11 protein-coding genes are annotated in these 13,925 nt (G+C 62.5%); 4 read left to right on the top strand and 7 right to left on the bottom strand.

All coding sequences use genetic code 11. The features are described from left to right. Positions 1 to 30: 30 nt before the first annotated feature. From V7S54_RS05695 to V7S54_RS05670, 6 genes are all read right to left on the bottom strand, one after another. The gene (locus tag V7S54_RS05695) at positions 31 to 720 is read right to left on the bottom strand and encodes a D-lyxose/D-mannose family sugar isomerase (RefSeq protein ID WP_065377086.1); all 690 of its coding nucleotides are present in this window, start codon (positions 718 to 720) and stop codon (positions 31 to 33) included. Between the two features lie 5 nt (positions 721 to 725). Then, positions 726 to 3,200 carry a beta-mannosidase gene (locus tag V7S54_RS05690; RefSeq protein ID WP_065377087.1) on the bottom strand — a complete coding sequence of 825 codons (2,475 nt, stop codon included), beginning with the start codon at positions 3,198 to 3,200 and terminating at the stop codon, positions 726 to 728. A 150-nt stretch (positions 3,201 to 3,350) separates the two neighbouring features. Continuing rightward, positions 3,351 to 4,445: an ABC transporter ATP-binding protein gene (locus V7S54_RS05685; protein WP_065377088.1), complete on the bottom strand. Its 1,095-nt coding sequence runs from the start codon at positions 4,443 to 4,445 to the stop codon at positions 3,351 to 3,353. Positions 4,446 to 4,449: 4 nt separating this feature from the next. Further along, positions 4,450 to 5,277: a carbohydrate ABC transporter permease gene (locus V7S54_RS05680; RefSeq protein WP_210334467.1), complete on the bottom strand. Its 828-nt coding sequence runs from the start codon at positions 5,275 to 5,277 to the stop codon at positions 4,450 to 4,452. Between the two features lie 115 nt (positions 5,278 to 5,392). Next, on the bottom strand, positions 5,393 to 6,301 hold the full coding sequence (locus V7S54_RS05675; RefSeq protein ID WP_065377090.1) for a carbohydrate ABC transporter permease: 909 nt from the start codon (positions 6,299 to 6,301) through the stop codon (positions 5,393 to 5,395). A gap of 215 nt (positions 6,302 to 6,516) precedes the next feature. Continuing rightward, on the bottom strand, positions 6,517 to 7,752 hold the full coding sequence (locus tag V7S54_RS05670) for an ABC transporter substrate-binding protein (protein ID WP_065377091.1): 1,236 nt from the start codon (positions 7,750 to 7,752) through the stop codon (positions 6,517 to 6,519). 520 nt (positions 7,753 to 8,272) lie between these two features. On the opposite strand from V7S54_RS05670, the gene V7S54_RS05665 reads away from it, so the two are divergent. From V7S54_RS05665 to V7S54_RS05650, 4 genes are all read left to right on the top strand, one after another. Then, a complete protein-coding gene (locus V7S54_RS05665; protein WP_336408417.1) occupies positions 8,273 to 9,328 on the top strand; it encodes a LacI family transcriptional regulator in 1,056 nt (351 codons plus the stop codon). Positions 9,329 to 9,636: 308 nt separating this feature from the next. Further along, on the top strand, positions 9,637 to 11,259 hold the full coding sequence (locus V7S54_RS05660; protein ID WP_065377093.1) for an ABC-F family ATP-binding cassette domain-containing protein: 1,623 nt from the start codon (positions 9,637 to 9,639) through the stop codon (positions 11,257 to 11,259). 340 nt (positions 11,260 to 11,599) lie between these two features. Then, a complete protein-coding gene (locus V7S54_RS05655; RefSeq protein ID WP_141679581.1) occupies positions 11,600 to 11,860 on the top strand; it encodes a hypothetical protein in 261 nt (86 codons plus the stop codon). Positions 11,861 to 12,028: 168 nt separating this feature from the next. Next, on the top strand, positions 12,029 to 12,280 hold the full coding sequence (locus tag V7S54_RS05650) for a hypothetical protein (RefSeq protein ID WP_210183827.1): 252 nt from the start codon (positions 12,029 to 12,031) through the stop codon (positions 12,278 to 12,280). Positions 12,281 to 12,411: 131 nt separating this feature from the next. Here the strand turns inward: V7S54_RS05650 and gndA are convergent, their stop codons facing one another. Beyond that, positions 12,412 to 13,842, bottom strand: coding sequence for an NADP-dependent phosphogluconate dehydrogenase (gene gndA / locus V7S54_RS05645; protein ID WP_336408418.1), 1,431 nt, complete (start codon positions 13,840 to 13,842; stop codon positions 12,412 to 12,414). Positions 13,843 to 13,925: the final 83 nt, after the last annotated feature.

Raw genomic sequence — 13,925 nt, 5'->3', positions numbered from 1 at the left:
CGTCCTGGGGGTCTTGGGATTGTGTTGGGATCACTTCAGCCAGGTGTCGTAGTCCGACACCAGCAGGTGGGTGGGTGCCGCGTCCGCCTCGATCGCCGAGAAGCGACCGACGGGCTCGCGGAAATAGTTGTCAGTGAGATCGTCGTTGACGGTCGAAACCTCGCCCATCAGCACATCGGCGCCTTCGGCCCAGAAGGCGTGCCAGTTGCCGGGCAGAAGCGTGACGCTTTCGCCTGCCTTGAGCTTCAGCAGTTCGCCGGCTTTCAGCGTGCGCAGCCGTGCATCGGTAGCTACGACCACGTCGCTCTCCTCGTCGACGCTGCCATCAGGCTTCGAATTGTACATCTGCACCACCAGCGACCCGCCGCCACGATTGATGATGTCCTCTGTCTTCACCGCATGGCGGTGCAGCGGATTGACCTGGTCCTTGGCGGTAATCATCAGCTTTTCGGCATAGACCATGCCGTGACCGGTTTTCAGATTGGCGGCATTGCCGTTGCGCAGTGTGAAGAGCACCAACCCGAACTGGTCGAAGCGGCCCTTGCCGTAGTCGGTAATGTCCCAGCCGAGGCGGGCCTCGAAGATCGTCGGGCTGTCCGATGCAACGTGCGACTTCAACTGCTCCGGCGACCAATAGGCAAAAGGCGGCAGCGTGAAGCCGAAGCTCGTCATGAAGGCATCGCTCTCGGCGATGATACCGTTGACGTGGCTGCGTTTCATGGCGATCAACCCTTCCCCTGGCAGGATTCGAGATCGAAGACGGCAAAGCGCGGGCGTTCGCCTGCTGCCAGCGGCACCTTCGGCGTGAAGCGAACGACTTTCGTCTCGCCGGCCAGCAGATCAAAGGCGTTGTCGGAATAGCGCCCTGCGACATCCGCCTCGATCATCACATGCAGCGCCAGGCCGCTCGCCTTGACCGTGACGTCGAACACACCCTCGCCTGTCGGCGCGACGTCGAGCGTCAGGCCAGATGGCTGAAGGTCGAGCGCCTTGTAGGTGCCGTTGACGTGGTGCCCTTCGCCGCGCATGCCGTTCGATGCCTCGAAGCTCCAGAACAGCAGGTCGCCTTCGGGAATGTCGAATGCGGCAATTGTCACCAGCGTGGCGGCCCGGTCGGGGCTGCAGGTGCCGGCGGCCGCCGTCAACGGCGTGCGCTTCCCGTCGAGAGAAACCAGGAAGGTCTGAAGCTCGACCGTCACCGGCTCCGCCGTGTCGTTGACCATCGAGAAGGCGATCTCTCTGCCATCCGCCGATGGGATCGCCGCGACCGAGACCGGCTGGAAGAACCGGCGGACCATATAGTGCATCGCCTTCCAGCTGCCGCCATAGTCGAGGCTCGACCAGGAGGCGACCGGCCAGGTGTCGTTGAGCTGCCAGTAGAGCGTGCCCATGCAATGGGGCTTCAGCGAGCGCCAGTAGTCGACCGCGGTGCGGATCGCCAGCCCCTGCTGGATCTGGCTGAGATAGACGAAAGCCGGGAAATCCTTGGGGAAGCGGAAATAGCGGAACATCGTGCCGGCGATGCGTTCGTTGCCGCCGACATTCTTCTGGTGGCTCTCGATCACAGGCGACGCGATGTTCAGGTCCTTCTCCGCCGCGAACTGCCGGATGACCGGCATCGACGTGTAGGACTGGAAACCGAACTCCGAGCAGAAGCGCGGGCGCACGGTGCGGTAATTGTCGAAGGACTTGTTCTCGTGCCAGACCGACCAGTAGTGCATGTCGCCGGAGCCATCGGCATGCCAGGCGTCGCCGAAATCGAGATAGCCGGACGCCGGGCTCGACGGCCACCAGATCGCTTCGGGCAGCGCCGCCTTCAGCGCCACCTCGATCGTGCGGTTCAGCCGGTCGTAGGAGACGAGGTAACGGTCGCGATCCTTGCGCGGCTCGTCGAACCAGGTAAGCGCGCCGACAAGTTCGTTGTCGCCGCACCAGACCGCGATGGACGGATGCGACGAAAGGCGCTTGGCCTGGTAATCCACCTCGGACGCGACGTTCTCCAGGAAATCGGGCATCGAGGAATAGAGATTGCAGGCGAACATGAAATCCTGCCAGACCAAAAGGCCGAGCCGATCGCAGAGATCGTAGAACCAGTCCGGCTCGTAGAAGCCGCCGCCCCAGACCCGGATCATGTTCATGTTGGCGTCCACTGCCGAGGTCAGCAGATCCTCGACGCCCTCTGGCGTCACCCGTGACATCAGCGCATCGGCCGGGATCCAGTTGGCACCCTTGCAGAAGATCTCGCGGCCGTTGACGCGGAAGGCAAAGCGGCTGCCAGCCTCGTCCTTGTCGGTCAGCAGCTCGATCGTGCGGAAGCCGATCTGGCGGCTCGCCTGCTCCTGCGGCACTTCGACTGTCAGTTTTGACAAATGTTGCTCGCCGCTGCCCGCCGGCCACCAGCGCTTCGGTTTCGCAACGGTGAAAACATGGGTGATGCGCGTCTCGCCTTTGCCGACGGCGCAGTCCAGCCGCTCGCGGTCCTCGTCGAGCGAAAAATGTATGGGGACGATGCCGGGCGCGTCGGCAAACAGCGTCACCGTCACCAGAAGGTCGACCGAACCGTCCTCAAGCCAGACCTGCTTCGTCGTCACATGCTCGATGCGGGCGATCTCCAGCCGGCAGAGCGCGATGTCCCCATAGACGCCGAGCGGCGCGATTGCGATGTTCCAGTCCCAGCCGAAATGGCACTGGGGCTTGCGCAGCATGTTGCCATTGGCGATCGGCGAATTGCCGGGATGGTAAGGCACGTAGAAGGGCTGCTCGGCCTGCCGGCGCGCGCCTTCGGCGATCGAGGAATGCAGCACGATGCGGATGCGGTTCTCCCCGGCGACGAGCGCGCGGGAAACATCGGGTCTATAGCGGCGGAAGCAATTCTCTGCTTCGAGCACCAGCGTGTCGTTGACGAAGACCGAGGCGACAGTATCAAGGCATTCGAGGTCGAGATACCAGTAGCCCGCGAGTTCGTCGGCGGCGACCGTGACCGTTCGCTCGATCACCCAGTCCTTATGCGCCACCCACTGCACGTCGTTTTCGTTGCGGCCGACATAGGGGTCGTTGATCACGCCCGCTTTCTGCAAGGCCGTGTGCACGTCGCCCGGCAGAGCCATCGCCAGCGCATGGCTGTTGTCGACGGAGCTGAGCTGCCATTCCCCCGAAAGGTCGAGACGGATGGCGGTTCGGGTGTAGTCCTCAGAGAGCATTGTCGTATTCCATCGATCGACCGGCAGAGCGCCGGCGCTGTCATTGCTGGGAGATGCCGGACGGAGGTCCCTGCCCGGCATCTCCTTATTTCTTTACTTCCGCGCATATCGTTTCCGCAAAACCGCTTCACACTTTTGCGCGATATGCGGCTAGAGTCGGTTCTCGGTCGTCGCGTCGAAGATCGAGGCAACCGCCATGTCGAAGGAGAGCGTCACCGCCGTGCCCGGCGCATAGCGCCGCTGGCCGGCGATGCGCACCGACATCGACTGCCCCGCGAGCTTCAGCCACAACAGATTGTCGGCGCCCATCGGCTCCTCGATATCGACCACCGCCCGGTGCGAGGCCGCAGCCCCGCTTGCCGCCTCGTCGACGCGCACATGTTCCGGCCGTAACCCGAGGACGACCTTCTGGCCATGCACGAACGGCGCTCGCGACGGATAGGCGGACACGTCGAAATCGACGTCGTTGGCGTGGACGTAGGCGCGCTGGTCGCGAAGCTGCAGCTCGCCGCGGAAGAAGTTCATCGACGGCGAACCGATGAAGCCGGCGACGAACAGGTTTTCCGGCGCGTTGTAGATCGTCATCGGGTCGGCAAGCTGCTGGATCACGCCGCTCTTCATCACGGCGATACGGTCGGCCAGCGTCAGTGCCTCGATCTGGTCGTGGGTGACATAGATCATCGTGTTCTTCAGCGACTGGTGCAGCCGCTTGATCTCGACGCGCAGCTCCGAGCGCAGCTTGGCGTCGAGGTTGGAGAGCGGCTCGTCGAAGAGGAACACGTCGACATCGCGCACCAGCGCCCGCCCGATCGCCACCCGCTGGCGCTGGCCGCCGGAGAGTTCCGAGGGCTTGCGCTTCAGGAGCGGCTGGATCTGCAGGATCTCGGAGGCGCGGCGCACACGTTTGTCGATCTCCTCCTTCGGGACCTTCGCAACCTGCAGCCCGAAGGAGAGGTTCTTCTCCACCGACATCTGCGGATAGAGCGCGTAGGACTGGAACACCATGCCGATGCCGCGGTCCTTCGGTTCCTCCCAGGTGACGTTCTTGTTCTTGATGAAGATCTGCCCGTCGCTGACGTCGAGCAGGCCGGCGATGCAGTTGAGCAGGGTTGACTTGCCGCAGCCCGACGAGCCGAGCAGCACCAGGAACTCGCCGTCCTTGATGTCGAGGTTGAGCGTGTCGAGCACAGTGACGGCACCGAAGCTCAACGACAGGTCCTTTACCGATACGCTGACGTTTTGCATGTCCTTACCCTTTCACTGCGCCGGCGGCGATGCCGCGAACAAAAAGCCGTCCGGAGACGAAGTAGACGAAGAGCGGCACGGCACCCGTCAGGATCGTCGCCGCCATGTTGACGTTGTATTCCTTCACGCCCTGGACCGAGTTGACGATGTTGTTGAGCTGAACCGTCATCGGGTAGTATTCCGGCCGGGTGAACACGACGCCGAACAGGAAGTCGTTCCAGATGCCGGTGACCTGCAGGATCATCGCGACCACGAAGATCGGCAGCGACATCGGCAGCATGATCCTGAAGTAGATCGTCCAGAAGCCGGCACCATCGACACGCGCCGCCTTGAACAGTTCCTCCGGCAGCCCGGCGAAATAGTTGCGGAAGAGCAGCGTCAGGATCGGCATGCCGAAGATGGTGTGCACGATGATGAGGCCGGTCAGCGTGCCGTAGATGCCCATTTCCCGGAGCACGATAACGATCGGATAGATCATCACTTGATAAGGAATGAAGGCGCCGACGATCAGGATCGTGAAGAACAGCTCCGCCCCCTTGAAGCGCCAGTTGGCAAGCGCATAGCCGTTGACCGAGGCGATCGCGATCGAAACGATCGTCGAGGGAACGGTGATGCGCACCGAGTTCCAGAAGCCGCGCGAAAGGCCGTCGCAGTTAAGCCCGGTGCAGGCGCTGGCCCAGGCCTTCGCCCAGGGCTCGAAGGTGATTTCGACGGGCGGGGCGAAGATGTTGCCGAGCCGGATTTCCGGCATGCCCTTGAGCGAGGTCATGACCATCACATAGAGCGGCAGCAGGTAGTAGAGCGCCACGACGATCAGCGTGCCGTAGATCATGATGTTACGGCCCGAAAGCGCCCGGCGGGGTTTGCGCCCACGCGGGCCGGCAATAACGCGGTCCGTCTGCGCCTGAGGTGCGGCTTCGTCAGCCACCGAATTGAAAGCAACGATATCAGACACGCTTGCGCCCTCCCCCGAATTCCAGATAGGCCCAAGGCACGATGATGATGGCGACGGTGATCAGCATCATGGTCGAAGCGGCGAAGCCCTGACCGAGGTTCTGCGCCTGGAACATGTAGTCGTAGACATATTTGGCGGGCACTTCCGACGCGATGCCGGGACCGCCGCTCGTCTGCGCCACCACGAGGTCGTAGACTTTGACGATGCCGCTCGCGATGATGACCAGCGTGGTGATGAAGACGCCGCGCATCATCGGGATGACGACGAAGATGTAGGTCTTCCACATCGGGATGCCGTCGACGCGCGCCGCCTTCCAGATGTCCTCGTCGATGCCGCGAAGCCCCGCAAGCATCAGGCACATGACGAGCCCAGTGCCCTGCCAGAGTGCGGCGATCAGGATGCCGTAGATGACGATGTCGGCATTGTAGAGCGGGTCGAAGGTGAAACTCTCCCAGCCGGCCGAACGCACCACCGACTGGATGCCGAATTCCGGATTGAGCAGCCATTGCCACACCAGGCCCGTCACGATGAAGGACAGGGCGAAGGGGTAGAGCATGATGGTGCGGAAGGTGTTTTCGAAGCGGATCTTCTGATCCATCAGAGCCGCCAGCACGAAGCCGATGACCAGGCTGAAGATCAGCGAGAAGATGCCGTAGATCGCCAGGTTCTGCACCGAGACCAGCCAGCGCGGCGCGTCCCAGAGGCGCTCATACTGATCGAGGCCGACGAAGGATAGCCGCGGCAAGAGCTTGGAATTGGTGAAGGAATAGACGACCGTCCAGATCGTGCCGCCGAGGAAAATCACCACGGCCGTCAGGATCATCGGGACGGAGGCAATCTTCGCGTTCAGGTTCCTCAGCCACTGGTTCGGTCGGCCCGAACCCTCAGTGTAACCCGCCATGTTTCGTTCCTCCGGAACTGCATTGGGTTTCGGACGATGGGCAGCACCGCGCGGAGATCGCGCCGGCATCATGCCGCATCAGGGCGACAACCGCTCCCGAGGCGCTGTGCGAAACCGAGTTCGCACAGACCACCGGCGCGGTCACACCGCACCGAAAGGGAGGCCTTGGCCGGCCCACGCCATTACGGCGGGACCGGTCAATCAGGCAGTTGCGGTTACTCCGCGTTCGCGATGATGTCGGCGAAACGCTTCTGTGCGTCTTCCGGCGTGATCGACGAGTTGGCGAAGAATTCGGAGAATAGATCCTCCTTCTGCTTCTGGCTGTCGGCCGAAAGCAGCTGGTCGGTGCCCTGGATCACGTTGCCCTTGGCAAGGATGTCCAGGCCCTTCTTCATGCAGTCGTTGGCAGCGGCCAGATCGACGTCACCGCGCACCGGCAGCGAACCCTTCTTGAGATTGAAGGCGACCTGGGTCTTCGGATCGAGCAGCGTCGAGGCCAGCGCTTCCTGCGCCTTGGACTTTTCTTCGTCCTTCAGCAGCGGGAAGTAGAAGGCGTCGCCACCGGTGGAAATGATCTCGTTGACGCCAAGACCCGGAAGGCAGGTGTAATCCGTTCCGGCCTTCTGGCCGGCGAGCGCGAATTCACCCTGCGCCCAGTCGCCCATGATCTGGCCGCCGGCCTTGCCGGTGATGACCATGTTGGTCGCCTGGTTCCAGTCCTGGACGTTGGTGCCCTTGGACATGCGGCGGGCATCGTCAGCGGCCTTGAAGACCTTGGCGATTTCCGGACCGGCCGCGACTTCCTCGTCCTTGTCGCCAAAGACCTTCTGGAAGGTGTCCTTGCCGGCGATCGCCACCATTAGCACGTCGAACGCGCCGGCTGCCTGCCAGGGCTGGCCACCGACGGCGAGCGGTACGATACCGGCCTTTTCGAGCGCGGGTGCTGCGGCAACGAATTCATCCCAGTTCTTCGGTACCTCGACGCCGGCCGTCTTGAAGGCGGCGTTCGACAGCCACAGCCACTGCCAGGAGTGGATGTTGACCGGGGCGCAATAGATCTTGCCGTCGATGGTGCAGGAATCGAGCAGGCTCGCCGGCTTGATGATCTCCTTCCACTTCTCGCGGGTCGCGACATCGGTGAGATCCCGCATCAGGCCGGCCTGAACCAGCTCCTCGGCCTGCCGGCCGTGGTTGAACTGCGTGGCGCCCATCGGGTCACCGCCGGTGATGCGGCTGATCATGATCGGCCGCGCGGTGCCGCCGGAGCCGGCAATCGCGCCGTCGACCCAATGATTGCCCGTCGCATCGAAGGCCTTGGCGAGCTCGGCGACCGCCGCCGCCTCGCCGCCGGACGTCCACCAATGGGTCACTTCAAGATCGGCAGCATGAGCCGCACCGAGCGGCAGGGCCACCGCGGTCGCCAGCATGGCTGCGAAAGAACGTAATTTCATGAGTCTCCTCCCTCACTGTAACGTTACCGTAAAAAACTTAATGCAATCGATTACAAGACGCAACACCCACTACAATCGATTTAAACAGAATCTTAGAAAACACCCATTGCGTGCAGATGACAGCGGACATCCAAAGCGCTTTGTGCCCGGCGCCTGCCCCTTCGCCTCTTGCAGAAGTCTCACCTATATAGCTGATATTTATATAATTTCATCGCGTACCCTGCGCCGTTGTGGAGATCATCATCTCGCAAGTGCAGAAAGCACACGCTCCAAGGTGCGATTCAACCAGACCGCTTCATCTTCCGCAGTGCAGCAACGAAAACGCTCGACATCGCAACTGTATCGTTACAGATTTGAAGCAATTTTATCGGTCCAAAGCAGGATAGCCGCTCGCTGCTTTTCGTATATAAGGCGATAAAGTGACGCGGCAGGCAGCAGTGGACAGGGCTGAACCGACGCGTTTCGCCGCCGGGCGGGCAAAACTGGCGGCGCGCGGGCAGAGAGTGGGCGGGTGACGGCAATGGACAGCAAGACGAAGAACAGGCCGCAAACGCTGCCGGATGGCGGCCGACCGACGCTGAAGTCGATCGCCTTCATGACCGGCCTCGGCATCACCACTGTTTCACGGGCGCTGAAGGATGCACCCGACATCGGCGCGGAAACCAAGGAGCGCGTGCGTCTCGTCGCCAAGCAGATCGGTTATCAGCCGAACCGCGCCGGCGTGCGCCTCAGAACCGGCAAAACCAATGTCATCAGTCTCGTATTGACCTTGGAAGAAGAGATCATGGGCATCACCAGCCCGATGGTCGTCGGCATTACCGAGATCCTCGGCGGGACGCCCTATCATCTGGTCGTGACACCGTATAGCGCCGTCAAGGATGCGCTGGCGCCGATCCGCTACATCCTCGACACCGGTGCTGCCGACGGCGTGATCATCTCGCGCACCGAGCCGCACGATGCGCGCGTGGCACTTCTGACCGAGCGCGGCCTGCCTTTCGTCACCCATGGCCGCACCGAGATGGGCATCGTCCACCCCTATCACGACTTCGACAATGAGCGTTTCGCCTATGAGGCCGTGCGCAAGCTGGTCGCGCGCGGCCGGCGACGCCTGGTGCTGCTCGAGCCGCCGCCGCACCTCACCTTCTATTCGCACATGCGCGCCGGCTTCGAGCGGGGCCTGCGCGACTTCCAGGCCGATGCAATCGGCTTCCACCAGACCAACATCGACCATTCTCTGGTCGAAATCCGCGACGCCTTCGAGGTGCTGATGCGCTCGGAGGACGCGCCCGACGGTATCGTCTCGGGCAGCGGCTCCGGTGCGATCGCGCTGATCGCCGGCCTCGAAATGGCCAAGAAGAAACTCGGCGAAGACTGCGACATGGTTTCGAAGTCCCCGAGCGACTTCCTGCGCTGGCTTCGTCCGGAGGTGATGACCATGTACGAGGACATCCGCGTTGCCGGTCGCGAATTGGCAAAGGCGGTCATCGGCCATATCGACGGCCAACCGCCGGAAACGCTGCAGAGCCTCAGCCAGCCGGAATTCCAGCCGCCGATCACCCGCGGTTTGCGGGCCTGAGCCGAAGACTTCTCCACCCTCATCCCTGTGCCCCGTCACAGGGATCCAGCAGCGCCGCGTCCGCGGCGCCGAAGTATCTCTTCGGCCCAAAGACTTGGGCCCGACTGGATTCCTGTGACAGGCACAGGAATGAGGGCCGAGGAAATGCCCTGTCGTATCGCAACCGACCAAGCCAGAGCTTGTAGTGCGCCTCGTGAAAAGACTCGGAAACACCCTGAAGTCTTGCTTGTGACGCAGAAACCTGCGACAGGCCGGGGCAACAATTGGGCGCGACGGCGCCCCGCTCCTCCCTTCAGGCTACCGCAGACATGATCCGTATCGAAAACATCAGCAAGCAGCTCAGCCACCGCATCCTCTTCATCGAAGCCTCCGCCGCCCTCAACCGCGGCGAAAAGGTGGGCCTCGTCGGCCCGAACGGCGCCGGCAAGACCTCGCTCTTCCGTATGATCACAGGCGAGGAAGTGCCCGACGAGGGCCAGGTGGCCGTCGATAAGGGCATCACCATCGGCTACTTCAACCAGGACGTCGGCGAAATGGCCGACGGCAGCGCCGTCGCAGAGGTGATGAACGGCGCCGGTCCGGTCAGCGAGGTCGCCGCCGAACTGCGCGAGCTCGAAGCCGCCATGGTCGACCCGGATCGTCTCGACGAGATGGATGCGATCATCGAGCGCTACGGCGAAGTGCAGGCGCGCTACGAGGAGCTCGACGGCTATGCGCTCGAGGGCCGCGCCCGCGAAGTGCTGGCGGGCTTAAGCTTCAGCCAGGAGATGATGGACGGCGACGTCGGCGCGCTCTCGGGCGGCTGGAAGATGCGCGTGGCGCTCGCCCGCATCCTCCTCATGCGGCCCGACGTGATGCTGCTCGACGAGCCGAGCAACCATCTGGATCTCGAAAGCCTGATCTGGCTCGAAGACTTCCTCAAGAACTACGACGGCGCGCTGATGATGACCTCGCACGACCGCGAGTTCATGAACCGCATCATCACCAAGATCATCGAGATCGACGGCGGCTCGCTCAACGCCTACTCCGGCGACTACGGCTTCTACGAGCAGCAACGCGCCCAGAACGAGAAGCAGCAGCAGGCGCAGTTCGAGCGCCAACAGGCGATGCTCGCCAAGGAGATCAAGTTCATCGAGCGCTTCAAGGCCCGCGCCTCGCACGCGGCCCAGGTGCAGAGCCGGGTGAAGAAGCTCGACAAGATCGACCGGGTCGAGCCGCCGAAGCGCCGCCAGAGCGTCGCATTCGAATTCCGCCCGGCGCCCCGCTCCGGCGAAGACGTCATCAACATCAAGGGCGTGCACAAGAAATACGGCAGCCGCAGCATCTATGAAGGGTTCGACTTCATGGTGCGCCGCCGCGAGCGCTGGTGCATCATGGGCATCAACGGCGCCGGCAAGTCGACGCTTCTGAAGCTCGTGGCCGGCTCCACCGAACCGGACGCAGGCAACGTCGCGCTCGGCGCCAGCGTCAAGTTGGGTTACTTCGCCCAGCATGCCATGGACGTGCTCGACGGCGATCGCACGGTCCTGCAGCAGCTTGAAGACACCTTCCCGCAAGCCGGCCAGGCGCCGCTTCGCGCGCTTGCAGGCTGCTTCGGCTTTTCCGGCGACGATGTCGAGAAGAAGTGCCGCGTGCTTTCCGGTGGCGAGAAGGCCCGCCTGGTGATGGCAATCATGCTGTTCGATCCGCCGAACCTCTTGGTGCTCGACGAGCCGACCAACCACCTCGACCTCGACACCAAGGAAATGCTGATCAAGGCGCTCGCGGACTACGAAGGCACCATGCTCTTCGTCTCGCACGATCGCCACTTCCTGGCAGCACTTTCCAACCGTGTGCTCGAACTGACGCCCGACGGCATCCACCAGTATGGCGGCGGTTACACGGAATATGTCGCCCGCACCGGCCAGGAAGCTCCCGGTCTGCGGAGCTGACACGAAAATGAGCGAGCTGGGCGTCGCGCGCCGGCGCCCAGCATTCGCAGTGCCCGCCTTCCTCGGCGGGGACCGAGGGTCCACAAGCAGAGCCCGGACACACAACGCGACTCCGCTCTAAATCGGTACTGAAAAAACTAGGTTCTTGTGAAGCGCTACCGTAGCAGCTGTTACAGATCCTACCGGATGGCCGCTTGAAAGCGATGGGACCTTGGTCCGATTCGCGCAGCCAAAGGTCTGAGTGTCATTGCCGCGACGCTCACCGGTCACATATTGCTGGCCTGGCTGGGGCGCCATCGCAGCATCTGCTGCCAATCACTTCATACAGGTGATGTTCGGCATGACACCGAAATTTTCATGGAAAGACCGAATGACGGACTGCATATGGGGCTTTGTATCCAACCCCTTCACCATCGGCATATACCTAGGGCTGGCCACCCTTTGCGCTTTCTTCGGCAGCGCGGCGACCGGCATCCCGGCATACGTGCTTATGGCCGTCGGGTTTCTGCTGGTGATCTTTATCGATCCGCCGAGAAGGCTGGGCAAGCTGCGGGCACAGCGCCGCCGCTCGGGTGGCGACCGCAACGCCTATCGGCGTTAATCACGCCCATCGGCAAAAGCGCCTGGCGGCAATCGCAGCGCCAGCCGCCCTTCCCGGAACAATACGCGACGTCAGCAGTTTCCCGACGAAGCAAGCAAATTCACATGAACGGACGCATGACGTCCACGGTGCACGGAAGCCATCATATGCAGATGGCGATGAAAGCGCGTGGGCACGATGAAGACCAAGCACTATGTGCTGCAGATCTTTCGAGCCACCTTCACCGACAGGCTGGTGCTGATCATTATTGTGCTGATGATCGCCTCGGTGTTCGCGGTCCTGCCAATCAAATCCTGCTCCAATCCGGGGGCATCGGGCGGCACAGGGATATCAGCGACCTCATCGATGCGGGCTAAAGCGTGTCACGCAAAAGTGCGCAGCGGTTTTGCGATAACGAGATGCGAAATATCAAAAACTTGAAGCGCAAGGAGCGAATCTGAAAGATCGCGACGCGCTTTCGCATCTTGTCCGAACGAAGCGACGGCATCAGCCCCAAAACGCAAACGGGGCAGCCAAGGCCGCCCCGTCGCAAGCTGCTCTATCGTCGAGACTTAGCCGTTGAGGCCACTGCCCCACGGACCGTGATGGCTGTCGGCGCCGTCGATGCGGTCGAAGCCGTGGGCGCCGAAGAAGTCGCGCTGCGCCTGGATGACATTGGCCGTGCCGCGGCCGCGGCGGTAGCTGTCGAAGTAGCCGAGCGCTGAGGCAAGGGCCGGCACCGGCAGGCCGCCGAGAACGGCAGCCGAGACGACGCGGCGCAGCGCGCTGTCGGTTTCCTTGACCATGGCGGCAAAGGCCGGGGTGACGATCAGATTGGCAGCGTCCGGTGCCTTGGTAAAGGCGGTGGTGATCTCGTCGAGGAACTGCGAGCGGATGATGCAGCCGGCGCGCCAGATCTTGGCAATGGTCGGCATCGGCAGGTTCCAGTTGAACTCCTTCGACGCCGCCGACATCACGGCGAAGCCTTGCGCATAGGCGCCGATCTTGGCGGCCAGCAGCGCGCTTTCGAGATCCCTAATGAAGGCGGCCCTGTCGGCCACCTGGAAGGCGCCGACCTCAGGAAGCCCGAGGATTTTCTCGGCCGATTCGCGTTCGTCCTTCATCGAGGAGATGCTGCGTGCCGCCACCGCCGCCTCGATGCCGGTTGCCGGCACGCCCATGTTCTGCGCTTCGATCACCGACCACTTGCCGGTGCCCTTCTGGCCGGCCTTGTCGAGGATCAGGTCGACGATCGGCTTGCCGGTCAGGGGATCGGCGGCCTTCAGCACCTTCTCGGTGATCTCGATCAGGTAGGAGTTGAGCCGCCCCTTGTTCCAGGTGCCGAAGACGTCGCCGATCTCGGTCGCCGACATCTTCAGGCCGTCGCGCAGGATGCCGTAGATCTCGGCGATCATCTGCATGTCGGCATATTCGATGCCATTGTGGATGGTCTTGACGAAATGGCCAGCGCCGTTTTCGCCGAGCCAGGCAACGCAGGGGTCGTTGTCGTATTTCGCGGCGATCGAGGTCAAAACGTTCTCGACGCGCTTCCAGGACTCCTCCTTGCCGCCGACCATGATCGACGGACCGTGGCGCGCGCCTTCTTCACCGCCGGAAACCCCCATGCCGATGAAGGTCAGGCCACTGTCCTTCAGCGCCTCGAAGCGGCGCATGGTGTCGCGGAAGTTGGCGTTGCCGGCATCGATCATGATGTCGCCCTTGGAAAGGTAGGGCTCGAGGATCTTCATCTGCTGGTCGACCGGTTCGCCGGCCTTGATCATGATGATGATCGGGCGCGGCGGGCGGATGGCGGCGACAAACGCTTCGATGGTGTCGCAGGGCACGATCTGGCCCTTGAGTTCGCCGGCTTCCGCGTAGAACTTGTGCGTCGCCTCGACGGTGCGGTTGAACACCGCGATCTTGTTGCCTTTTTCAGCGATGTTGAGCGCCAGGTTCGAGCCCATGACGCCGAGACCGATTAGGCCGATTTCCGCCTGTGACACGTGATTGCCTCCATTGGACAGAAGTGCCGGGCGCGATCGGGATAAGCGCGTCGGTGCCGGCCCTTCGAATTGAACTTCGCCCT

It is taken from the genome of Ensifer sp. CCNWLY38 (assembly GCF_037120565.1).
GTDB lineage: Bacteria > Pseudomonadota > Alphaproteobacteria > Rhizobiales > Rhizobiaceae > Ensifer > Ensifer adhaerens_H.
Note: the sequence above shows the minus strand (reverse complement) of the source record. Positions and strands in the feature narration are given on the sequence as shown.